The following is a 23,361-nucleotide window of genomic DNA, read 5'->3' as shown; positions in this document are numbered from 1 at the left end:
TTTTGGCGTTGATTAAATTGGACAGACGGTGCGCATCTTTTTCAAGCTGTTTTGCCCGTTCCCGGTATTCGCATGGATCATACATGGCCACTTCGTACAGAATCGCGCCTTCGCCATTCGTTGTATAGATTTTTTCTTTTTCCGCATTCCCCAAATCCTTGCACAAATTGGCTTCCGCCCGCAGCTGTTTCGCCAGTTCAATCGCCTCAACCAGCGGCATCGATTCTCCTTTGAACTCGATGGTATGATCGATGTTCGCGCGGTAAATCAGTTTATCCAAAGTACGGATATCTTTTCTTACTTGCGCGAGCTCAGCTTCAATTTCGGCAAGCGGACGGCCGGACTGTTTTGGCGTTTCTCCTTTTTCCACCACTACATGGGCATTGCCGTGGATTTCATATATCAGTTCCTGCACCTTTTTCGTCAAAATGCTTTTTAATTTAATGCCCTCTGCCAACGGGATTGTTTTCATTGCTTCACCCTCAATCGTAATACTTGGATTTTCAGCGGTTAACAGTTCTGTCCTGAATTCTCCACCGGCCACTTGGGTAAACATTTTGCCGCAGGATGTAAGAAGTTCCCTGCATTGCGATTCTTCCAGGGAAGGCCTTAAATAAAAGATTTGCAATGCTTCCGTCGTCCCTTCCGTCACGCTTGTCCGGACGGAATCGACGAACGGGCTGCCGAATGGGCCCATGTCATCTTTCGTATACAAGATATTTTTTAACTTATTATACCGTCCGTTCAACCCTTCATACCCGATTTCTTCAGTGCCCAGGTTTATTTCGATGTTTCCCGAAATGCATTGCGCATCGTAAATGCCGATCGGGATTTCATATTGCAGTGAAAAAAAGTTATTTAAATCGACCGCTAAATGGACGGGGGACAGGAAATTTTGTTTGGCGACCCTTCTCATCAGGCTTTCTGCGGAAAGGCGGTAACGGTTCGGATCCGCTCCAAGCGCCTTCCAGACGGTTCTCCACTCCTTGATTCCCGGCCTCTCTGTTACGGGAACATCCTGCAATTCAAAATATAAATTTTCCTGAAAAAATTGGAATCTTCCCCTTATCATTTGGGGCGATGGAGATACAACAATTTTGGTATAATGAATAATGCCGATTTTTAGATCCGGAACTCGTGAAAATACATTTTTATTGATTGAAAGGTTCAACCGCATTCACCTGCCAATGATTTGTATACCTATTGTACCATAAATAGAAGAGAAAGTAGATTTATGTTATTTTTTGATGAATTTTTGAGATGAAGGGAGGTGCCGGCCGGCCGCTCGAAAACATTTGGGCGGCATCCACTATGAAAATTGAACAGCTAAAAAATGAATTGAAAGAATATGCAAAATCGATCGGGGTGGACAAAATCGGATTTACATCCGCATCCCCCTTCGATGAGATGAAAAACCGGCTGAAAAGGCAGCAGGAGCTGAATTTCCAATCCGGTTTTGAGGAGAAAGACATCGAAAAACGGACGAATCCGAAAGGGCTGCTGCCGGAAGGGGAAAGCATCATTGCCATCGCCCTGGCTTATCCGTCCAAAATGAAAGATCCCCCGTCCGGCAAAAAGGGGGAGCGGAGAGGGATATTTGCCAGGGCCTCGTGGGGATTGGACTATCATGCCGCAGTGAGAGAGCGGTTGGATCTTATAGAGAAATGGCTCAGGGAACGCGTTCCGGATGTCGTGGTCAAATCGATGGTGGATACGGGGGAACTGGTGGATCGGGCGGTTGCGGAACGGGCCGGCATCGGCTGGAGCGGCAAAAATTGTTCGATAATTACTCCGGAATTCGGTTCTTACGTTTATCTGGGGGAAATGATCACGAATATTCCTTTTCCTCCCGATCAGCCGATTGAAAATGCATGCGGGGACTGCCGTCTGTGCCTCGATGCTTGTCCGACCGGCGCATTGGTGGATGCGGGGCAGCTCAATGCAAAGCGCTGTATTGCTTATTTGACGCAGACGAAAGAGTTTTTGCCGGATGAATTCCGGACGAAAATCGGAAACCGGCTTTATGGATGCGATACATGCCAAATCGTTTGTCCAAAAAACAAAGGGAAAACCAATTGGATCCATGGTGAGTTTATGCCGGATCCGGAACTTGCAAAGCCTTTGCTTGAGCCGCTTTTGAAACTTTCGAATAAAGAGTTTAAAAGGAAATTTGGCTCCATGGCGGGCGCCTGGCGCGGTAAAAAGCCGATTCAGCGAAATGCCATCCTGGCCCTCGCGCATTTCAAAGAACAATCGGCCGTTCCGATATTGATAGAATTATTGAAAGAAGATGAGCGTCCTGTCATCCGTGGCACTTGTGCCTGGGCTCTTGGCAAAATCGGGGGAGGAAAGGCGAAAGAAGCATTGCATGAAGCCCTTCATCATGAAAAAGATGAAGAGGTGATCCGGGAAATTCAAAAGGGGCTTGCGCTGCTGGAGGAGAGCTAGCCCCTTGCATGTGTGAAGAAGTAATAAAGAAGGAAGTGTCTTGAGTTGCCATTACATATCGTACTGTATCAACCGGAAATTCCGCCGAATACGGGAAATATTGCGCGCACTTGCGCCGCGACAAATACGACGCTGCACCTAATTCGTCCCTTGGGCTTTTCTACCGATGATAAAATGTTGAAACGCGCTGGCCTGGATTATTGGGAGCATGTCAACATCGTATACCATGATTCGCTGGATGATTTTGTGGAATACGCCAAGGACGGGGAGCTCTATCTGATCGAAACATACAATGACCAGTATTACACAGACTTTGATTTCAGCGACCGGAATAAAGATATTTATTTTGTTTTTGGGAAAGAAACGAAAGGTTTGCCGAAAGATTTCGCATTGAAGCATCGGGACCGGGTGTTGAGAATTCCCCAAACGGATAAGGTGAGATCCCTTAATTTGTCCAACGCGGCGGCCATCGTGATTTATGAAGCGCTGCGCCAACAAAATTTCCCTGGATTGAAATAAAGATTAAGATTTTAAAGCGGATCGGGGAGACTTCTGCCCAATCCGCTTTTTCTTCTTTCAATGGGGAAAAGGGGAGGAGTCCAATACTCCCGCATTTTCCGCTTCTTATTGTTCATCCAAAGTAAAGACAATCCGGATGCCTGAAGGGTCGACCGTGGAGAAGGCTTGACGTCCTCCGAACTTCGGCGCTCCTTCGAATATCTCGGTCACGTGCCCCATTTCTTTCAAATTGTTTTTGATTTTTTCCGCCTGTTCACTGTCGTTGAGCACCAATGTAAACGATTTGAGGCCGACGCTGTTTTCAGGGGCGGGGGAGCCGCCCAGGCTTTCCCAAGTATTTAGTCCGATATGGTGATGATATTTCCCGGTGGAAATGAACAATGCGCGGCTTCCGTATGTGGCAACGGCTTCAAATCCCAGAGCTTTTGTATAAAACGCCTCGGATTTTCGGAGGTCTGAGACGGACAAATGAATATGGCCCATCACCGTTCCTTCCGGCAATCCGTTCCATGTTCCATCCGCAATCTCAAGGAGGGAACGGAAATTGACCGGCTCCGTTGTCATGTACACCGTGTTTCCATTCCAGATCCATAGCTCTTCGGGGCGGTCCGCATACACTTCGATTCCGTTTCCATCCGGATCGTATAAATAGATGGCTTCGCTCACATGGTGGTCTCCCGCTCCGATTGGAACATCGAGCTGTGAAATATGTTGGACGAAATTGCCTAAATCCTTTCGCGAAGGGAGCAAAATCGCAAAATGGTAGAGTCCTGTACGCTCCCTTTGCAAAGGCTGGGCATTCTCCACCTGTTCAATGGATAAAATACTTGTTTTGCCGTCTGCCGTAAAAGCGGCGGTATTGCCGGTTTGTTCCAATATGTCAAAGCCGATGATATTTTTGTAGAACCGGATCGAACGGGCCAGGTCGGATACTTTTATTTGAACATGGGAAACAAACATGTTCGGCTTTTGATGAAAATGGGTTGCCATGAAAATCACCTTATAGTTAATTATTTTCACAAACTTACTTTATGTAACTAAGTTTATTTATTTAAGTTGGGATTGTCAAGAAATAAAAAAGGCAATCCTTTTGTCAGGATTGCCTTTTTTATATTGTTTCAAATGTCCAGAGATTATTATTCAGTATAATCCCCTTCGCGGCCTGCAGTTAGAATGGCAGTGATGAATGACAAGCAAACGATTAGAATTAAGACAGTACCCATGGAAGTATACCTCCTAAGTAAAAAATATCTCTCATTTAGTATAGCTTAATTAAATTTACATTACTATATCATTTTTTTTACGGTTTTGTTCACAATAACTAGTATCAATCATAGGGAGGTATTTGGGTGGAATATAGAAATGAAAGGCCGGAAAACGGGCATATGACCAATAATATGGAAGATTGCATCTGGTTGGGAAAACAGATGGAACGTTTGAGGGACGGGGAACAGCTGGAGGAAGATAGCCGGATTCCCGACCCGATTCAATCGGATGAAATGGATGTCCAGGAAAAAGGGAAAAAGGAGAATTCCCATAATAGGTTGAAAAACAAACACAATCTTTTGCAATAGGTTTTGTTCCCTCAAAGAAAAGATGAGCCGGGCGGAGAGATTAGCTTCCGCGGCGGCTCATCTTCATATTTATGCTTGCTGCACTTTATAATCTTTCAACTCTTCGCGAAGTTTCGCTTTCAGGAATTTCCCGACGGACGTTTTCGGAATTTCTTTTAAGAAAACGACATCATCAGGAATCCACCATTTTGCGAATTGGCCTCTTAAATAATCCAGCAATTCTTCTTTTGTCGCATGTTTGCCTTCTTTTAATACGACGCAGGCGAGCGGACGTTCCTGCCATTTTTCATGAGGGATGGCGATGACCGCCGCTTCCAGCACCGCATCGTGGGTCATGAGGGCATTTTCCAAATCCACGGAAGAAATCCATTCGCCCCCGCTTTTAATCAAATCTTTTGTGCGATCGGTGATTTTAATATATCCTTCAGGTGTCACGACGGCAATGTCGCCGGTATAGAGCCATCCGTCGCGGAACGCGTCCTTTGTGCGTTCGTCTTTGTAATATTCATGGGCAATCCAAGGCCCCCGCACCCGGAGTTCACCCATCGTTTTTCCGTCCCAAGGAACTTCTCCTTGTTCATTTACAACTTCTGTATCCAACAGCGGCACAGTGAGCCCCTGGGTTGCGCGGATATTCAATTTTTCCTCCCTTGTCCAATCATCCATTGCCGATGTGTAGTTGGACAAGGATACGACCGGTGATGTTTCCGTCATGCCATAACCGACGATGAACGGAACATTGTACTTGTCTTCGAAGGCCTGGATTAGCCCTTTAGGGGACGCGGAGCCTCCGGAAACGATCGCCCTAAGCGATGATACATTCCGCGGATTTTTCTCCAGTTCCTGAAGAACGCCAAGCCAAATGGTCGGAACACCGGCTGTTAATGTGACTTTTTCCTGTTCAATCAAATCGAGCAAGAGTCCCGGTGTAAAATGCGGTCCAGGCAAGACTTGCGTTGAACCGTAATTCACCGCGGCAAACGGCATTCCCCACGCATTGACATGGAACATCGGAACGACCGGCATAATCACGTCCCTTTCACTGATGCCCATGCTGTCCGCCAATCCGAGGGAAATGCTGTGAAGAACCAGCCCTCGATGAGTGTAAACAACCCCTTTTGGCATCCCGGTCGTCGCGCTTGTATAGCAGATGCCTGCAGGCGAATTTTCGTCCAAATTTTCTGGAAATTCGAATTCGTCCGCTTCCTCCAATAATTGTTCATAGGAATGGATGTTAGGGAAAGACGATTCGGGAACGGTTTTGTCGTCCTGCATCACGATGATATGCTTGACGGTTTTTAACTGAGGGATGACTTGTTCGATTAATGGAAATAGATTTCCGTCGACCAAAAGGATTTCATCTTCCGCGTGATTAATGACATAACTGATATGTTCAGGCGAAAGGCGGATGTTAATCATGTGCAAAATGGCGCCTGCGCAAGGCACCGCAAAATATGCTTCCAAATGGCGGTGATGGTTCCAGGCGAAAGAGCCTACTTTTGTTCCGGGTTTCATGCCGAGTTTTGTGAGAGCGCTTGCAAGTTTTCTTGTGCGTTTTGCATATTCTTTGTAAGGAATGCGGTGGATCGTGTCCGGAGCCGTACGGGAAATGATCAATTTTTCCGGAAATAACCGCTCGGCCCTTTTTAAAAAGCTTGTCAATAATAAAGGCGTGTCCATCATATCAACATACTCCCCTTTGCTTGAAATCATTCTCAATAAATATATTTGAAATAAATAGAAAATATTAATAAAATTTATTCTTTTTGTAGAATATTTTAACTTAAACCAGAAAAAGTTGCTAGATTAGTTTTTAATCCTTATAAAATTGGTTGAAAAAATATGATTTTTTAGTAGGAATTTTGGTTTATAATAGAGTTAACGAATGGATAGGGAGTGATTTCATGGCAATACCGACAAAAACATTGGCAAATGGTGTGGAGATGCCTTATTTGGGTCTTGGCGTTTATAAAATGGAGGACAGGGAAGAAGCGTTAAACGCCATCTCGACAGCGCTGAAGTTGGGGTATCGGGCAATCGATACAGCCGCCCTCTACAACAATGAACGGGAAGTGGGGGAAGCCATCCGCGCAAGCGGCATCCCGAGAGAAGAGATTTTTGTCACAACAAAAGTATGGAATTCCGACCAGGGCTATGATGAAACCCTTCGCGCTTTCGAAACTTCTTTGCAAAAATTGGGTCTCGATTATGTGGATCTGTATTTGACCCACTGGCCGGTGGAAGACAAATTTGTCGATACGTACCGCGCCATTGAACGGCTTTATGAAGAAAAATTGATCCGCGTGCCGGGTGTATCGAACCATCACCAGCAACATTTGGAAAAAATTTTTGCAAAAGCCAATGTGAAGCCGATGGTGAACCAAGTGGAGTGCCATCCGTATTTGCAGCAGGATGAACTGAGGGCTTTTTGCGCGGAGCACAATATTGCCGTGACGGCATGGGCTCCAATCGGGAAAGGCCGCATTTTGGACGATGGGACGCTCGTGAAACTTGCGGAGAAACATGGAAAAACTCCAGCCCAAATCGTATTGCGCTGGCATTATCAAAATGACACCATCACCATACCAAAATCGGTAAGACCAAGCCGCATTGCGGAAAATATGCAAATTTTCGATTTTGAATTGTCCAATGAAGACATGTCCGCAATCAAAGCTTTGAATAAAAACGAACGGTTTGGCCAAAATCCGGACAACTTCCATTTCGATTTTTAATGTTGTGATATGCCGGCAGTGCAAACCCGCATGCGGTTTGCGCTGCTTTTTTATGGGCGAAGACGTTTTCCTGAACTGCGGTCCACATCGTTTGGCAAAATAAAATGCCGCCCTATAAAAGGGAGGCGTTTTCAAAGATGGGATATTATGATTGATCTTTTACAACAATCCGCTTATTTAAAAACGGATGCTCAAATTCCAACCGAATGGCATGCAGTTTATAATCGCCCGTTTCGGTTTTACCCGCGCGATACAAAGCATCCCCCACAATCGGATGGCCGATATGCGCCATGTGGACGCGGATTTGGTGGGTGCGCCCCGTTTCCAAATGCAAATGGACGACCGTTGTATGTTTTTTTCTTTCGACCACTTTAAAGTGGGTGATGGCAGGCTGCCCCGCTTTCGAAACGATCCGGCGGGTCGGATGGTGGCGGTCCCTTCCGATCGGCGCATTGATCGTTCCTTGATTCTCTTTGATAATCCCTTCCACTTCCGCCTCATAAGTGCGGATGATGGATTTTTCCTCTATCATCCGGTCAAACACCGATTTCGCGATAGGATGTTTGGCGACAATCAACAATCCTTCCGTGCCCTGGTCGAGCCGATGGACATGTTCCGCGTAGGCCAGGCCCTTCTCCCTGATATAAGCCATCACATGGTTCATGCAAGTATTCCGGTCCTTTTCGTCGTTTGGATGGGTGCTCATGCCTTTCGGTTTTGAAACGATTAAAATATGGTCATCTTCGTACCGGATTTTGATTTCGCAGCGTTTTGCCGGCGAGTAGCTGGACTTGGGAACATCCATTGAAAAATGGAGGACAGTCCCTTTGGACAAAGGTTCATTCCATTTCAGGGGGGCTCCGTCCTGATTTTTCACCGCCTTGGCCATCCGCAGCTCATGAACAAGTTTTCTTCCTAAACGCCATTTTCCCCTGAGCAGGGATTCAACCGTCATTCCGTCCTGTTGAATTTCAAATTGAAACCGCATCATCTTTTCCTCCAAAGAAAAATCGTGTCCTGAAAAGAACACGATCTTCCGTATCATTATTTTTCAACGTCTGCCAAGAACTCACGGATTTTTTCATCCGGTATGGCGCCTACTTCCCGTTTTACTTCTTTTCCGTCTTTGAAATAAATCAATGTAGGCGTATATTCCACATCATACTCGTCCCAGCCTTTTTCATACTCCAAAATGTTCAACTGGTCGATATGGATGCCCATTTCATCCGCGATCGGCATGAGGCGTGGTGTCATATTTTTGCAATGCGGGCATTCCGGGCTGAACAAATAGGCAACAACCGGTTCCCCTGATTTGATTTTTTTCCGGAGATCGTCCGGCAAAATGATATTTTGATAATTTTTATCATCCAACAGGTCAATGGTGGATTGTTTTAAATTCGTTGTACCGTAAGGATTGTTTTCCAATTTGCTTTTGTTTGATAAATTTGTCAATATGATGACCGCGGCAAACAGAATCACCACAATGGCCGCAATAATTCCAAGCTTCTTCAATTATTGATCCTCCTTCATCAGTTTCAGCATATAAAAACTTGTAATGGCAATCAGCAGGAATGCAGTGAGCGCCAAAAATGGAATGGTAATGAAGCCGAGCCAATTAATATATTCCCCCGTGCATGGAACCCGTCCGCAGGCAGGAGCGTGTTGGGACAAAAAGTCCAATTTTTGAAGCCCGTAATGATAGAGGGAAATCATTCCGCCGATGCATGAAAATACCGCTGTCGTCACGGCGATGCGGGCATTTTTTTGAATGTATGCCACAAGGGTGATCAACACGATCGGATACATCAGAATCCGCTGGTACCAGCAAAGCTCGCAAGGTTCATATCCACGGACTTCCGAGAAATATAAAGATCCAAGTGTTGCCGTCAATGATACAAGCCATATAAATAGCAAACTATTCTCCAATTTCTTGTTCATTGCAACTTCTCCTGTATTATTTTTTCCATGTAGTTTTGATTATAAAATGTTTTGACTTCGAAGTAAATGAATTCGTTTCATAGAATTGAATAGTTCGAGAAAAAGGGATTTCATCCAAAAGTCTGAGAGGTCCATAAATGCGCGGAAAAAATGGGAGTGTTATCATTACATTACAAAGTATTTGCCGAGGTGTAAAAAGCCGTGAATGATCATTCCAATATTACCTTATTAAAAGAGATTGCAGAATTGCTCAATGAAGAAACGGAATTAATCCCGATGTTGAAAGGCGCGCTCAGAAAGTTGTTGAAAGGGACAAATTTTTCCACGGGGTGGATTTTCTTCATTGATGACAATGGAAAAATCGACCTCGTCGTTCACGAAAATTTGCCGGACGGATTGTGCCACAACAACTGCGAATATTTGAAAAAAGGCGGCTGCTGGTGCGTTTCGCGGTTTCGCCGCAATCAATTAAAGAAAGCATCGAACATCATTGAATGCCAGCGGATTGAAAATGCCATTTCCGCGCGGGTGGGGGATACGGCGGGCATTACCCATCACGCCACGGTGCCGTTGCAGTCGGGGAATGAACGGTTCGGCATTTTAAATGTGGCCACCCCTTATACCGTTGAATTTACCGAAGAAGAATTGGAACTTCTTGAATCTGTGGCTTTTCAAATCGGGTCCGCCATTAAACGCATTTACTTGACGCAGCAGGAAAAAGAAATGGCGTTGGTCCGGGAGCGGAACCGTCTAGCCCGTGATTTGCATGACTCGGTAAATCAATTATTGTTTTCTGTCACATTGACGGCCCGCGCAGGTGTGGAGATGACGGACCAAGAGGAAATCAAGGAAACCTTCAGGGAAATCCAAAATTTGACCCAGTCCGCTTTGACCGAAATGCGCGCGCTTATTTGGCAATTGAGGCCGCAAGGGTTGGAAAGCGGATTGATTGATGCCATCAAAGCCTACGCGGAAATGTTGAAGCTGAAACTGACCATTAATGTTTCGGGCGTCATCCAATTTCCTTCAAGGGTGGAAGAAGCCCTGTTCCGTATCACCCAGGAAGCTTTGAATAATATCCGAAAACATGCGGGAGTACAGGAAGCGACCATCTATCTGACGGTGACCCAGACCGATATTCTGCTTGTCATTAAAGATGAAGGAAGAGGATTTAAAATCGACCAAAATACAAAAATACCTTCCATAGGCCTGCAATCCATACGGGACCGGGCGGCGGCCCTCGGAGGAACGGCCGAATGGGTGTCGGAAATCGGAAAAGGAACCGAATTGTTTGTTCGGTTGCCTTATTAAGGGGGGAAATCCAATGATTCGTGTATTAATTGCGGATGATCACCATGTAGTTCGCAGAGGTTTGCAGTTCTTTTTAAAAACACAAAAGGATATTGAAGTGGTGGGAGAGGCGAAAAATGGAGCGGAAGCGCTCCGGCTGGTCGAACAGTTGCAGCCGGATATCGTGCTCATGGATTTGGTGATGCCGGAAATGGATGGCATCGAAGCGACGAAGAAAATTAAAGCCCGCTGGCCCGAAGTGCAAGTTCTCATGCTGACAAGTTTTTCCGATAAAGATCATGTTCTTCCGGCCATTGAAGCTGGTGCCGCAGGTTATCAATTGAAAGACATCGAACCGGATGATTTGGTCATTTCCATCCGGCAAGTAATGCGCGGAGAGAGCATCATGCATCCGGCCGCGACGACAAAATTGGAAGAAACGTTGAGGGAAGAGGAAAATCTGCCTCATGTGAAAAACCCTTTGACGCCGAGGGAAATGGACGTTCTGGCGGAATTGACGAAAGGGAAAAGCAATCGGGAAATTGCCGCATCGCTGTTCGTCACCGAAAAAACAGTAAAAACCCATATTTCCAATATTTTTGCAAAACTGGAAGTCCAGGACCGGACACAGGCGGCCCTGTATGCCGTCAAACATGGATTGACGGAAGGAAGCGGAAAATAGTATTCGCATGCTGGACTTCCGGGGAACTGGCTTGTCCAAAAAAAGAGCGGATTAGAATTTTACTAATCCGCTCTTTTATTATTTTTCAATTCTTCCGGTTTTTCCGTTTCATGGGGCTCTATATGTACAAGCACCGTACAATTGATATCAAATCGTTGAATCGTCTGTTCAATTTTTTCTGTAATGCGATGGCTTTCCCGGACGTTCAAATCAGGATTGACCGTCACCGTTACTTCAATGAATGTGGCATTTCCATGGGTCCGCCCTTTGATATCCACCAAATCGATCACTCCGTCCACATTTTTGATCAACGTGGCCAATGTTTCGATTTCTTCCGTATCAAAGGCATCTGTCAATGTTTGCGCCGACTCCCAAAAGATATCGAAAGCGGTTTTGATAATCAGCATCCCGATGACTAGGGCGGTGATGGTATCAATGATCGGAAAACCGAAAATCGCCGCAAAAATTCCGACGGCGGTGCCGACGCTGACCAGTGCATCGGAACGGTTGTCGTAGGCGGCCGCTTTCAATGCCGAACTTTTGATCTTTTTCGATAGGGCTAAATTGTACCGGTACACAACATACATGATAGCCGCACCGCCTAGCGCCACATAGGCCGTCAAAGTGGAGGGTGTTTCACGAACAGGGTTTATGATGTTCATAACAGAATTGATGATGACCTCTATTCCAACAACCACCATAATAAAGGATGCAACCAGGGATGCAACCGTTTCGGCACGCAAATGGCCGTACCGATGGTTTTCATCCGGGGGACGCTGTGAAATTTTCAGTCCGATCAATACGGCGATAGATGCAATAATATCTGTTGTATTGTTCAATCCGTCCGCCTTTAAGGCTTCGGAACCTCCGATATATCCGACAATGAGTTTCATTGCGCTGAGAAAAAGGTATGTCCCGATGGAGACCCAGGCGCCTTTTTCCCCTGCCCGCAAATTTGTATAAAGCTCCACTTTTTTTCCTCCCCGCAAAAGTCCCGAACATGACAAAACGACTTTCTTTTAAAAGAAAGTCGTTTACATAAATCATTATTCGGCGATTTGATATACATCCATTTCTTGTTCTTTCGGCAATTTGATGACCTCAATGTATAAAATATGGTGGCCATCCAATTCTTTGATTTTGAATTCGTAGCCATCATATACAAAGCTGTCACCTTCAGTCGCATCGTAGCGCTGAGTCCAGAACCATCCGCCGATCGTATCGATATCTTCATCGTCAATATGAGTACCTAACATTTCATTGACATCGTCAATTAGCATTTTTGCATCTATAATGTAATGGCCATCACTGATCACTTGTACTTCAGGAATTTCATCTTCGTCGAATTCGTCCTGGATATCGCCGACGATTTCTTCGATGATGTCTTCGATGGTTACCAATCCGGAAGTACCTCCGTATTCATCCATTAGGATTGCCATGTGTATACGGTCATGCTGCATTTTTAATAACAGGTCGCTGATAGGAACCGTTTCAATTACCCGAATGATTGGCTGCATATAATCAGAAACCGGTCTATCTGCGTTTTTGGGATCTTTAATATAAGCCGTTAACAGGTGCTTCAAGTTGACCAAGCCAAGCACGTGGTCTTTGTCGCCATCGATGACCGGATAACGGGTATATTGCTCCACTTCCATTACTTCAAACACTTCTTTTAATGTAACGTTCTTTTCGATTGCTGTAATTTCTGTTCGCGGCACCATAATTTCTTTGGCTGTGCGGTCCGAGAATTCAAATATACTGTTCATATATTCAAATTCCGAATATTTGATTTCACCGCTTTTGAAACTGTCCGCCATAATCATACGGAGTTCTTCTTCCGTATGGGCCGAATCTGTTTCATTGAAAGATTTCACGCCAAAGATTCTTGCCAAACCGCGTGCAGACATATTGAGCAGGTGGATGAATGGATACATCACTTTATAAAATGTGTACAGCGCACCTGAAAAGTTAAGTGTCACCCATTCGGCCTTTGTAATCGCTAACGTTTTTGGCGCCAGTTCGCCGGCAACCACATGGAGATACGTTACGATACTGAAGGCGATTATGAATGATACAAAATCGGCTATAGGCCCTGACACGCCAATCCATTGGAATAATGGATTCAATAACATTTGTACGGTAGGTTCCCCTAACCAACCTAAACCTAATGAAGTAATGGTAATCCCTAATTGGCATGCAGATAAATATTCGTCAAGGTTTTCTATCAGTTTTTTCGCTTTTATTGCTTTCTTGTTTCCTTCTTCCACCAACTGGTCGATACGGGTTGATCGAACTTTTACAATCGCAAATTCAGTGGAAACGAAAAATCCTGAAAGCAAAATTAATAAGACAAAAATTGCTAACTTAATGGTCAGCCCTGCTATGTCTCCGTCCAAATACTTTCCTCGTCCCACGCCCGAATGAGGGGTGAAATGAGGAGTACACCTCCTACAAATAAATTTATTTCAATAAATTTATAATAGCGCATTTTCGCAAAAAATACAAATTATCATCTCCGAAATTTTCAGAAGATTCCGAGTCATTTCATTTATATTATATGCCATTTTCCGAAGAAATTTAAAACCTGTGGCAGAGAAAAAATTTCCTTATAACGGAAACCGCCTGATATGCATTATAACTTTGGTGATTGATGAAACAATACTTCAATGAAAACGTATTAATCAATGCGGCTTTCATTTTTGCAGCCAAAAAGCTTTTGATATAATGGAAAATCATAGTTTCAGGAAAAGAGGATCTACATGAAAGCAATCTTACTTATATTATCCATGGCAGTCATCGGAGCAATTATCGGAGGAGCTACCAACTATTTGGCCATCAAAATGATTTTTCGGCCCTATAAACCGATGTATATAGGAAAATGGCGGATCCCCTTCACCCCCGGTTTAATTCCGAAGCGTAGGGGCGAGCTGGCAAGGCAGATCGGGATTACGGTCAACGATTATTTGTTGACGCCGGATGTCATCAAAAATAAGTTGTTTTCCCAGGAAATCCGTTTTGCCATTTTGCAGTTTGCCCAATCGAAAGCGGAAGAAATGATTTTTTTAAACAATAAAACCATCAAAGATTGGCTGGAACTAGCGGGTATAAAAGATGCGCCGGAAAAAATCGAAGGAAAAGTGGATGAACTGATTGAAAAGCAATTTGGTGAACTGAAACGCACCCTGTCGACAAAATCGATTGAGGAATTGCTGCCGGAAGACATCATGGAAAAGGCCGACGAGAAGATTCCTGATTTGGTTGCGACGCTGCTCAAAAAAGGGGAAGATTACATTTTATCGCCCGGCGGAGAAGTTTCCATCAGAAATCTGTTGAATGATTTCCTTGCTTCAAAAGGAACCATCGGCGGAATCTTCCAAATGTTTTTCAGCGATTCTTCATCGATAGTGGCGAGAATCCAGCATGAACTTGTACGCATTCTCCGTTCACCGGAAACAAAACATTCGATCATGAATATCATGAATGACGAGTGGGAAAAAATTAAAAAACGCCCTATCATTCATTACCTAAATGGTATACAATTAGAACCAATACTGATTCAAATCCAATCCTATGCCAAAAAGGAATTGGCCATTGAAGAGCGGTTAAACAAAACCATTCACTATTATTTTCCAAATGGAAACGACTGGGTAAAATATGAGCTGATGCCAAAAGCAGTGAACAAAGCATTGGAAATCGCGGAATCCCATCTTGAAGATGTACTGAAACGGCTGGATATTAAAGAAGTTGTCCGGGAGCAGGTGGATTCATTCCCGATCGAAAAGCTGGAAGAGATTGTGGTGGGGATTGCAAGCCGCGAACTGGCGATGATTACCTTTTTAGGAGGCTTTTTGGGCGGATTGATTGGTATCGTACAAGGTTTGATTGTACAATTTATAAAATAAGAAGAATAGGAATGATAAGATGAGCAATTTTATGAATGCGATCCAAAGTTTAGAAACTTCCATCAGCCAAACGGAAGAGTTTCAAAAGTTAAAAGGCGCTGTGGAAATCGTGCGCAACGACGAGCAGGCAAGAACGATTTTTACACAGTTCCGCGATGCCCAGTTATTATTGCAACAGAAGCAAATGCAGGGCGAAGAGCTGCAGGAGGATGAATTCATCCATTTGCAAAAAACGGCGCAATTGGCGCAACAAAATCCTAAAATCATGGCAATGTTGGAAGCCGAAATGGCTTTAAGCCGCCTGATTGATGAAGTGAACCGTTCATTGATCAAACCGATTCAATCACTGTATGACGGGCTGTAAGGAATATGTCGGTGGGGAAATGTCCGGAAAGTTTTTGACTTTCCGGACATTTTTTATTTGTTTGAAGAGTGGTGAACCGTTCGTTTTAATAAAAAAGAAACGGTATTTTTGCAGAAAGCGGGTAGGCTCGGGCGGATGGGGTATCCTCTCGGGCGTAAAGAGTATAAACTTGGGGAATGGCGTTTCCTCTTGTACAGATGTTACATATAAACTATTTTCATGGGAAAAAACTGCGTTAATTAATAGTCATTTAAGACTATGACTGATAAAATAAAGTTCAGCTGAAAGTCAATATAAAGGAAGAGGTTTGAATGAAGAAAATTTTGGTGCATGAACGTTTCAAAGAAGATTGGATCCGCGTATTAACCCATATAGCGAATTTGTTCTTCGAAGATAGTAAACTGTACGAAGCGATTGAGAATCCGGATCTGTCGATTCGCTTTCAATATAAAAAGGAAAACAATCGGTATTCCGCGGCAAGCGAACTGGAAGCGGATGGGAAAACATGCAGCAGCACGTATACAAAAGAATATGACACGGAAGGTACGGAAAGGGAACAAAACATCCGCATGAAACGGGCCATGTCCCATGTATTGCTGGACGTGCTTGAACAATATACAGGCATTAAGCAACAATGGGGGATTTTGACAGGCATCCGTCCGACCAAGCTTTATCATAAATTGCGAAAGCAAGGTCTTTCCCGCGATGACATCCGGGAAGTGTTAAAAAGGGATTTCCGCGTATCCGATGAAAAAATCTCTTTGTTGGAATCCATCGTGGAGCGGCAATTGGCAACAATTCCGGATCTGGATGAAATCGGGAAAGAAGTTTCCGTATATATCGGCGTCCCTTTCTGTCCGACAAAATGCGCCTATTGCACTTTCCCGGCCTACGCCATCGCCCCGAACCGGAAAACCGGCAGAGTGGATTCTTTCCTTGATGCGTTGAAAATTGAAATGAGGGAAATCGGAAAATGGCTGAAGGAGCATGACGTGAAAGTCACTTCCATCTATTGGGGAGGAGGAACGCCGACATCGATTGAAGCGGATGAGATGGATGAACTTTACGAAACGATGTACGAATCGTTCCCTGATCCTGAAAACATCCGGGAAATTACGGTGGAAGCGGGCCGTCCGGATACGATTACCCCTGAAAAAATCGCCGTGTTGAAAAAATGGGGAATCGACCGCATTTCCGTCAATCCGCAAAGTTATACCGATGAAACGTTGAGAGCCATCGGACGCCATCATACGGTGCAGGAAACAATCGATAAATTTTGGCTTGCGCGGAATTTGGGCATGAAGAATATCAATATGGATTTGATTATCGGCTTGCCAAACGAGGGAATCGAAGAGTTTCAACATTCTTTGGATGAAACGGGGAAACTGATGCCCGAATCCCTCACCGTGCATACGTTGTCATTTAAACGGGCATCGGAAATGACAAAGAATAAAGAAAAGTACAAAGTGGCCGACCGCCCGACGGTGGCAAAAATGATGGAAATAGCCCAAAATTGGACGCGAGAAAATGGGTACCATCCATATTATTTGTACCGTCAAAAAAATATTTTAGGGAATTTGGAAAATGTGGGGTACTCCAAATTGGGCAAGGAAAGCATCTACAATATCGTCATCATGGAGGAAGTGCAGACGATTATAGGCATCGGATGCGGAGCGGCTTCCAAATTCGTCGATCCGGAAACCGGGGCCATCTCGCAATATTATAATCCAAAGGAACCTTTCCAATATATTACTTCATTTGAAAGGGCGATCAGGAAAAAAATAGAGATGTTGGATGAGTTGTATGGGGTACAAATGAAAAAGTAAGGTTTGGCGATTATACGGTTGAAAATGGCGATAATCTATCGAAGACAGGCGATAAACTCATTTTGGATTTTATAAATTTCCGCCAGCTTCCGAAATGCCAAAAAACGCCCGCCCATCATCCGCGGGCGCTATCCACCATATGGATTAATTGTTGATAAACAATTCAAATACGTTGCCATAGTCTTCGTAGGCGTATTTTTTGTTCATATTTGTCAACCAGTCATTCGTAAATTCGGCAATCGTTTTGAATGATTCTGCCGGAGAACCTTGCGCCCTTACGCCGGAAAGGCTTTTTTGCGCATATTCCAGGCTGTCTTGGGCAAATTTGATATATTTTTGGTTGTCTTTCATGATGCGTTCCATTTCAACAAGCGCTTTGTACAAGTCTTTGACCTTGTCCAATTCTCTTTTGTCAATGTCGATGCTGAACGGCGTGTTGCCGATGGTGAATTTGATTTCCACATCCAGGTCGATGGTTCCCGCCGTTTCCAAAGAAACGTTGCTGATCGGATTCCATTTGTATTCATATCTTCTTAAAGTGCGTTTTTTGCTGACGGCCATATCCCCATCCACATGGATCAACGCCAAATTCGTAAAGCAATATTCATCCGCTTTCGTTTTAATTAAAAAATAAATTTTCTCGCCGATTTCATGCAAGACATAATCATCGGAATCCGTTTTATCGTAATCCTGCGGTCCGATCACTTTCCCGATATCCGTAAGTCCCAATGCGTCAGATGCGAATTTTTTTAACATCCGGTTATCCCCTTTCAATTTTGCAGTGATTGTTCCATAAAGTAATACGGATGGAGCGGAAAGAGGTTTCAATTTTTTTGCTATCTGGATAGAACGAAAATATATGATAGAATAGAAACTGGCAACAAAAAAATAATAGGAGAAGTTGGAGATGGCTATTACTACAGTTGTTTTTGATTTGGATGACACGCTGCTATGGGATAAAAAAAGCATCAAAACCGCATTCGAAAAAACATGCCAATATGCGGCAACAAAGTATGAACTTGATCCTGAACAATTGGAAGAAGCTGTTCGAAAAGAGGCCAGAAAGCTTTATGAATCCTATGAAACATATGATTATACAGTATTGATTGGCATCAATCCGTTCGAAGGATTGTGGGGGACATTTGACGATCCGACCGAATCTTTCCAAAAAATGAAAAACATCGTTCCTCAATATCGGAAAGACGCCTGGACAAAGGGATTAAAAGCTTTGGGCATTGATGACGAGGAATTTGGCGCCGAGCTTGGCGAGCGTTTTGTGGAAGAGCGCAAAAAACATCCTTTTGTTTATGAAGATACGTTTGAAGTGCTTGATGCATTAAAAGGAAAATATCAATTAGTCCTTTTGACTAACGGCGCGCCAAGTCTGCAAAATTTGAAATTGAAGCTGACTCCGGAAATTCCGCCATATTTTGACCATATCATTATTTCCGGAGATTTCGGTAGAGGGAAACCGGATCCGTCCCTTTTTGAATACATGATGGAGAAGGCCGGTATCACCCCTGATGAAGGGATTATGGTAGGAGACAATTTAAATACGGATATATTAGGTTCTTCGCGGGTAGGCATGAGAAATGTCTGGATCAATCGCGAGAATAAACCTCGAAATCCGGAAATTGTTCCTACTTATGAAGTGAAATCTTTGACGGAGTTCCTTGAACTGCTTGAAAAAATTTCATAACGGGAGAGATGCGAGACGCCTTTGTCTCGCATTTTTTATTCCAAATAATCATATTTGCTCGCTTCTTCGATTTCCTGTTTTGACATGGGGAAAGGAATCTCATCCTTTAACGAGACGTGGAAGGATTGGGGATCGTCATTATTCGCATATTCTTCCGGGTCGTCGTATAGTTCGTTCACGTCTTCAATATCTCCTTCGAAATCCGATGGAGTTTCGGATGTTCCGTATTTTGCGACTGCTTGGAATGTATCTTCGTAATCCTGAATAGCGCCGTCATGTTTTCTTCCGGCGAAGGAGTTATCGACAGGCGGAACGAGCACATCTTCTTCCGTTGGCCGGTCCGTCGGCACTTCTTTGGCTTCGGCATGTTCAATGCAAAAAGATGTATATGGAATGGCCGCTAAACGATCGTATGGAATCGGTTTTTTGCAGATTTCGCATATTCCATATGTGCCGTTTTTGATTTTTTCCAAAGCGGCATTAATTTTGGCCAGTTCATCTTCCTGGTGGACTTTCAGGGAAAGATCTTTTTCCCGTTCAAATAATTCGGTCGCCAGGTCAGCCGGATGGTTGTCGACAGTCGATAATTCATCAACGGAATTCCGGATGCTGCCGCTGTCAAACGCTTGATCATCCTGCGGCTGTTTTTTCATTAACGCATGCTTTTCTTCAATCAGCTGCCTTTTTAATTTCGCAATCTGTTTTTCCGTTAAAATCATGATCACATCCTTTCGTTCGTAGTATGGGCAGAATCATATGGTTTATGTGGCCGCAAAGGTCTGGCAGCCAAAATAAAAAACCGGGCAAAGTTCAACTTTGCCCGGTTTTTGGGGATTATAATGTGATGGCTTTTACTTCGTCGATGTTTTCCAATTGTGCAACATAGACCAAATCTTCCGGAGTCACTACGTTGTCGATGGCAAGAATCATGACGGCTTTACCGCCTACACGTTCGCGGCCCACTTGCATCGTAGCGATGTTGATATCTTTTTCGGCAAGTTTTGTTGCTACGCGGCCGATTGCCCCCGGTTTGTCAATGTTGCGGATGTATAATAAGTGGCCTTCAGGAATGACATCCACCACAAAGTTTTCCACTTTTACGATGCGGGCGCCAAGGCCGTTCAACAAAGTACCAGCTACAGAATGTGTTTCGTTTTCTGTTTTTACTTCCACTGTAATCAAGTTCGTAAACCCTTTGGCTGTTGTTGTTTTGTTTTCGTTGATTTTCACGCCGTTGCGTTCAGTCAAGTAGCGGGCGTTTACGTCATTGACATTTTCGCCGTGAGTTTTCTTCAAGTAACCTTTTAATGTGTTGGCTGTTAGTGGGCGCACATCGTAATTTGCGATTTCTCCGGCATAGAACAGATTGATTTCTTTTAACGGTTCGGATGTCACTTGGGATAAGAATGAACCGAGTTTTTCGGCCAATTCAAAGAACGGTTCAACTTCCGCAAGCAATTCTTTTGGAATGGATGGCATATTGACAGGGTTTGTCACAGTGCCTGTTTTGAAATATTTGATAATGTCTTTTGAAACATCGATTGCGACAGATTCTTGCGCTTCCACTGTAGACGCTCCCAAGTGCGGCGTCGCAATGACTTGCGGCAGATCAAGCAATTTATGGCCGACTGCAGGTTCTTCCACGAACACGTCAAGAGCGGCTCCGGCCACTTTGCCTTCCACGATGGCATCATATAAATCGTCTTCATTGATGATTCCGCCGCGTGCGCAGTTGATGATGCGGACACCCGGTTTCATGAGGTCAAATTTTTCTTTATTGATCATATTTTTCGTTTCAGGCAAGAGCGGAGTATGCACAGTGATGAAATCAGCTTCTTTGCAAATTTCATCAACTGTTGATTTTGTTACGCCGAGTTCTTGCGCGCGTTCTTCAGTCAAGAATGGGTCATAGGCCATCACGTTCATTCTTTGGCCTTTTGCTCTGTATGCCACTTCTGTACCGATGCGGCCTAAACCGATAATGCCCAATGTTTTATTTTTCAATTCAACCCCAACGAAAGATTTCCGGTCCCATTTTCCATTTTTCAAAGACAGATAAGCTTGAGGAATGTGGCGGGCCAAGGATGTCATCATCGCAATCGTATGTTCAGCCGCAGAGTTTGTGTTGCCGTCCGGTGCATTGACCACGATGATTCCCCGTTCTGTTGCTGCTTGTAGGTCGATGTTGTCCACACCTACACCGGCACGTCCGATTAATTTTAATTTTTTGGCGGCTTCAATGACTTCACGGGTAACTTTTGTCGCGCTGCGAACGATTAAAGCATCCACATCTTTGATTTTTTCGATCAATTCTTCTTTTGAGTTGCCTGTGTCGATAATGATTTCAAGGTTCAAGTCTTTTTCTTCGCGCAATGGGTAAATACCATCTTCGCTTAATGGATCCGCAATAAATACTTTAATTACATCTGTAGCTGTAGTTTCTTTTGTTACCATTTGACAAACTCCTTTTTCTTTTTTATTAATTAATTATTTTCAAAAAATAGCAGAAATTACAATATCGAAATATCGAACAAATAGAAACAATTGAGTTAATAGTTTTCGATAAAATAACTCCTTTCATTCCGGAATATATTAAAAAAAGCCTTCCACCCCCTACAACGTAAGGGGCGAAAAGCTGATGATCAACTTTACGCGGTGCCACCCTTTTTCGCTGCCAAAAGCCAGGCAGCCTCAAGCGATGCGTAACGTGCATGACCCGGAAATGGCTTACTGACTCCTTCGGCCATTCTATTCAGGAGTGGAACTGCAAACGTCAGAAACACTGATTTGCACCAACCATCAGCTCTCTGGGGAATCTGAACGTAAGAGCATGTCTCCGTCATAATATTTTGACTCTTTATTTATTGTGTCTTCATAATAAACTGAATGTTCACGTTTGTCAACTCATTTTCTTAACAAAATGAAATATTTTGAATGAAAACGCTTAAATATTTGGTAAATTAACGAACGTTTTAACAAAATTATAGTATCAATATTCGTTTTTTTTGTGATGGCGGTTCCGGACGCTCTTTAATAAGCATGGCTGTCCAAGCCAATATTATTCATGATGATTCCATCTTTTAGAAATGAAATAAAGGAATTTGTTCTTGCGGGTAGAAATTAACTAATGTGCATGAAAATGAAGGGGTGTTGAAAGTGAATTTCGAAACGATTGAATTAAATTATCAAGATCGCAAAGCGGTGCTCACATTGAAGCGCCCGGAAGCGATGAATGCCATGAATGAAACGATGTTAAAGGAATTGGCGGAATGTTTTGAGCAGTTGAAAGGGGAGCAAAATATCCAAGTATTGGTTTTGAAAGGGGAGGGACGGGCGTTTTCGGCAGGCGGCGATATCAAGATGATGCTGCAATCGGATGAAATCGGGGATTTCCATGGCATAATGGAATCGATTTCCAAAATGGTTCTGAATTTTTATCAATTGCCGATGATCACAATTGCCCAAGTTCATGGCGCCGCGGCAGGGCTTGGATTCAGTTTGGCCATTTCCTGCGATTATGTGGTGGCCGAAGAAAACAGCAAGCTGGCCATGAATTTTATAGGCATCGGGCTGGTTCCGGATGGCGGCGGACATTTCTTCATGAAGGAAAGAACGGGAATTCCTAAGGCAAAACAGATTATTTGGGAAGGAAAAATCATGAATGGGCAGGAGGCTCAACAATTGGGGCTGGTGGATATCGTAGCAAAAGATGGGGAAGCGGAACATTACGTTGAAGAAATGGTCAAGAAACTCTTGTCATCCCCGATTTTGGCGATGCTTGAAACAAAACAGCTTTATCATTCCGAGCGCCTCAATGAATTGAAGAAAGTGCTGTCAAAAGAATTGGATGCCCAATTAAAGATGAGACAGACGAAAGATCATCTGGAAGGAATTAAAGCCTTTGTGGAAAAGCGCCCGCCAAAATTTTTGGGGCAATAAAAAACGCCATCAATCGAGATGGGGCAACAGAATTGGAGGTTGTCCCAAAGACCGGTCAAAGGGCCGCCCCTTCCTGATTGCCGGGGAACGTTTCCGATTTCCGGCTCCCCGGCAATCAGGCAAGCACTTTTTATACGTGGAATAAAATCACTTTTCCTGATGAGTTGACAAGGCGATAGGTCTTGTCCTGGACCCCCTTTTCCTCTATCCGTTTACGGCCTTCGATTTTTGCCTCTTTTTCATTTTCAAATTCCCATACTTCGTTAAATAAGATTTCTCCGTTTTTTTCAAAGGCAGTAAAATAGAAGTTTGACATCCTCATCCCCGTCCTTTTTTGGAAAATTCAATTTAATTTCATTATACAACATATGGAAAGAAGATTTACAGACAGAGTTTGCAAGGAAGGATTCTTTTATCGAAACGGCCAGAAACAAATGGTACAATAAAC

Annotated in this window: 22 protein-coding genes and 1 pseudogene; 11 read left to right on the top strand and 12 right to left on the bottom strand. The window is 43.9% G+C overall.

Annotated elements, in window-relative coordinates; all coding sequences use genetic code 11:
• Window positions 1-484: 484 nt before the first annotated feature.
• Window positions 485-1,171, bottom strand: a pseudogene (locus NST62_RS10370) (phenylalanine--tRNA ligase beta subunit-related protein); the annotation flags it as partial.
• A 140-nt stretch (window positions 1,172-1,311) separates the two neighbouring features.
• Here NST62_RS10370 and queG point away from each other — a divergent pair.
• Window positions 1,312-2,448: a tRNA epoxyqueuosine(34) reductase QueG gene (gene queG / locus NST62_RS10365; protein ID WP_328215801.1), complete on the top strand. Its 1,137-nt coding sequence runs from the start codon at window positions 1,312-1,314 to the stop codon at window positions 2,446-2,448.
• 45 nt (window positions 2,449-2,493) lie between these two features.
• Window positions 2,494-2,967: a tRNA (uridine(34)/cytosine(34)/5-carboxymethylaminomethyluridine(34)-2'-O)-methyltransferase TrmL gene (gene trmL / locus NST62_RS10360; RefSeq protein ID WP_141602338.1), complete on the top strand. Its 474-nt coding sequence runs from the start codon at window positions 2,494-2,496 to the stop codon at window positions 2,965-2,967.
• A 105-nt stretch (window positions 2,968-3,072) separates the two neighbouring features.
• Here the strand turns inward: trmL and NST62_RS10355 are convergent, their stop codons facing one another.
• Window positions 3,073-3,957 carry a VOC family protein gene (locus NST62_RS10355; RefSeq protein WP_342462857.1) on the bottom strand — a complete coding sequence of 295 codons (885 nt, stop codon included), beginning with the start codon at window positions 3,955-3,957 and terminating at the stop codon, window positions 3,073-3,075.
• Window positions 3,958-4,316: 359 nt separating this feature from the next.
• Between NST62_RS10355 and NST62_RS10350 the strand changes: the two genes are divergently transcribed.
• A complete protein-coding gene (locus NST62_RS10350; RefSeq protein ID WP_246045851.1) occupies window positions 4,317-4,541 on the top strand; it encodes a hypothetical protein in 225 nt (74 codons plus the stop codon).
• A 69-nt stretch (window positions 4,542-4,610) separates the two neighbouring features.
• Here the strand turns inward: NST62_RS10350 and NST62_RS10345 are convergent, their stop codons facing one another.
• Window positions 4,611-6,224: a long-chain fatty acid--CoA ligase gene (locus NST62_RS10345; protein WP_328215800.1), complete on the bottom strand. Its 1,614-nt coding sequence runs from the start codon at window positions 6,222-6,224 to the stop codon at window positions 4,611-4,613.
• A gap of 221 nt (window positions 6,225-6,445) precedes the next feature.
• Here NST62_RS10345 and NST62_RS10340 point away from each other — a divergent pair, with 221 nt between their 5' ends.
• Entirely contained in the window at window positions 6,446-7,273 is an 828-nt protein-coding gene (locus NST62_RS10340; RefSeq protein WP_328215799.1) for an aldo/keto reductase, read from the top strand.
• Window positions 7,274-7,418: 145 nt separating this feature from the next.
• Here the strand turns inward: NST62_RS10340 and NST62_RS10335 are convergent, their stop codons facing one another.
• Genes NST62_RS10335 through NST62_RS10325 form a run of 3 tightly spaced genes read right to left on the bottom strand, consistent with a single transcriptional unit; the run spans window position 7,419 to window position 9,211 of the window.
• Window positions 7,419-8,261 (bottom strand): RluA family pseudouridine synthase, encoded by an 843-nt coding sequence (locus NST62_RS10335; protein WP_342463292.1) that lies wholly within the window; start codon window positions 8,259-8,261, stop codon window positions 7,419-7,421.
• A gap of 56 nt (window positions 8,262-8,317) precedes the next feature.
• Entirely contained in the window at window positions 8,318-8,785 is a 468-nt protein-coding gene (locus NST62_RS10330; protein ID WP_141602334.1) for a thioredoxin family protein, read from the bottom strand.
• Window positions 8,786-9,211 (bottom strand): disulfide oxidoreductase, encoded by a 426-nt coding sequence (locus NST62_RS10325; protein WP_141602333.1) that lies wholly within the window; start codon window positions 9,209-9,211, stop codon window positions 8,786-8,788.
• 201 nt (window positions 9,212-9,412) lie between these two features.
• Between NST62_RS10325 and NST62_RS10320 the strand changes: the two genes are divergently transcribed.
• Both NST62_RS10320 and NST62_RS10315 read left to right on the top strand, forming a co-directional pair.
• Complete coding sequence (locus NST62_RS10320; protein ID WP_141602332.1) at window positions 9,413-10,522, top strand: GAF domain-containing sensor histidine kinase; 1,110 nt, start codon at window positions 9,413-9,415, stop codon at window positions 10,520-10,522.
• Window positions 10,523-10,535: 13 nt separating this feature from the next.
• On the top strand, window positions 10,536-11,183 hold the full coding sequence (locus NST62_RS10315; protein WP_141602331.1) for a response regulator transcription factor: 648 nt from the start codon (window positions 10,536-10,538) through the stop codon (window positions 11,181-11,183).
• Between the two features lie 62 nt (window positions 11,184-11,245).
• On the opposite strand, the gene NST62_RS10310 is transcribed toward NST62_RS10315, so the two are convergent.
• Both NST62_RS10310 and NST62_RS10305 read right to left on the bottom strand, forming a co-directional pair.
• Window positions 11,246-12,154: a cation diffusion facilitator family transporter gene (locus NST62_RS10310; RefSeq protein ID WP_141602330.1), complete on the bottom strand. Its 909-nt coding sequence runs from the start codon at window positions 12,152-12,154 to the stop codon at window positions 11,246-11,248.
• A gap of 75 nt (window positions 12,155-12,229) precedes the next feature.
• Window positions 12,230-13,579 carry a hemolysin family protein gene (locus NST62_RS10305; RefSeq protein ID WP_141602329.1) on the bottom strand — a complete coding sequence of 450 codons (1,350 nt, stop codon included), beginning with the start codon at window positions 13,577-13,579 and terminating at the stop codon, window positions 12,230-12,232.
• A gap of 363 nt (window positions 13,580-13,942) precedes the next feature.
• Between NST62_RS10305 and NST62_RS10300 the strand changes: the two genes are divergently transcribed.
• The 3 genes from NST62_RS10300 to NST62_RS10290 all read left to right on the top strand — a co-directional run bounded on the left by NST62_RS10300 (window position 13,943) and on the right by NST62_RS10290 (window position 17,275).
• Window positions 13,943-15,085: a DUF445 family protein gene (locus NST62_RS10300; RefSeq protein ID WP_141602328.1), complete on the top strand. Its 1,143-nt coding sequence runs from the start codon at window positions 13,943-13,945 to the stop codon at window positions 15,083-15,085.
• A 19-nt stretch (window positions 15,086-15,104) separates the two neighbouring features.
• Window positions 15,105-15,449 (top strand): YlbF family regulator, encoded by a 345-nt coding sequence (locus NST62_RS10295; protein ID WP_141602327.1) that lies wholly within the window; start codon window positions 15,105-15,107, stop codon window positions 15,447-15,449.
• A 311-nt stretch (window positions 15,450-15,760) separates the two neighbouring features.
• Window positions 15,761-17,275, top strand: a complete 1,515-nt coding sequence (locus NST62_RS10290; RefSeq protein WP_342462856.1) for a coproporphyrinogen III oxidase — start codon at window positions 15,761-15,763, stop codon at window positions 17,273-17,275.
• A 144-nt stretch (window positions 17,276-17,419) separates the two neighbouring features.
• On the opposite strand, the gene NST62_RS10285 is transcribed toward NST62_RS10290, so the two are convergent.
• Window positions 17,420-18,031 carry a PH domain-containing protein gene (locus NST62_RS10285; RefSeq protein ID WP_141602325.1) on the bottom strand — a complete coding sequence of 204 codons (612 nt, stop codon included), beginning with the start codon at window positions 18,029-18,031 and terminating at the stop codon, window positions 17,420-17,422.
• 151 nt (window positions 18,032-18,182) lie between these two features.
• Between NST62_RS10285 and NST62_RS10280 the strand changes: the two genes are divergently transcribed.
• A complete protein-coding gene (locus NST62_RS10280) occupies window positions 18,183-18,974 on the top strand; it encodes an HAD family hydrolase (RefSeq protein WP_141602324.1) in 792 nt (263 codons plus the stop codon).
• Between the two features lie 35 nt (window positions 18,975-19,009).
• On the opposite strand, the gene NST62_RS10275 is transcribed toward NST62_RS10280, so the two are convergent.
• Both NST62_RS10275 and serA read right to left on the bottom strand, forming a co-directional pair.
• Complete coding sequence (locus tag NST62_RS10275) at window positions 19,010-19,693, bottom strand: TraR/DksA C4-type zinc finger protein (RefSeq protein ID WP_181733237.1); 684 nt, start codon at window positions 19,691-19,693, stop codon at window positions 19,010-19,012.
• Window positions 19,694-19,808: 115 nt separating this feature from the next.
• Window positions 19,809-21,428, bottom strand: a complete 1,620-nt coding sequence (gene serA / locus NST62_RS10270) for a phosphoglycerate dehydrogenase (protein ID WP_141602323.1) — start codon at window positions 21,426-21,428, stop codon at window positions 19,809-19,811.
• Window positions 21,429-22,130: 702 nt separating this feature from the next.
• Here serA and NST62_RS10265 point away from each other — a divergent pair.
• The gene (locus NST62_RS10265; RefSeq protein WP_342462855.1) at window positions 22,131-22,913 is read left to right on the top strand and encodes an enoyl-CoA hydratase; all 783 of its coding nucleotides are present in this window, start codon (window positions 22,131-22,133) and stop codon (window positions 22,911-22,913) included.
• A gap of 130 nt (window positions 22,914-23,043) precedes the next feature.
• Here the strand turns inward: NST62_RS10265 and NST62_RS10260 are convergent, their stop codons facing one another.
• Entirely contained in the window at window positions 23,044-23,229 is a 186-nt protein-coding gene (locus NST62_RS10260; protein WP_141602321.1) for a YhzD family protein, read from the bottom strand.
• Window positions 23,230-23,361 lie beyond the last annotated feature (132 nt).

Source organism: Ureibacillus sp. FSL K6-8385 (genome assembly GCF_038593155.1).
Taxonomy (GTDB): domain Bacteria; phylum Bacillota; class Bacilli; order Bacillales_A; family Planococcaceae; genus Ureibacillus; species Ureibacillus terrenus.
This window is presented reverse-complemented; position numbering and strand designations above follow the sequence as displayed.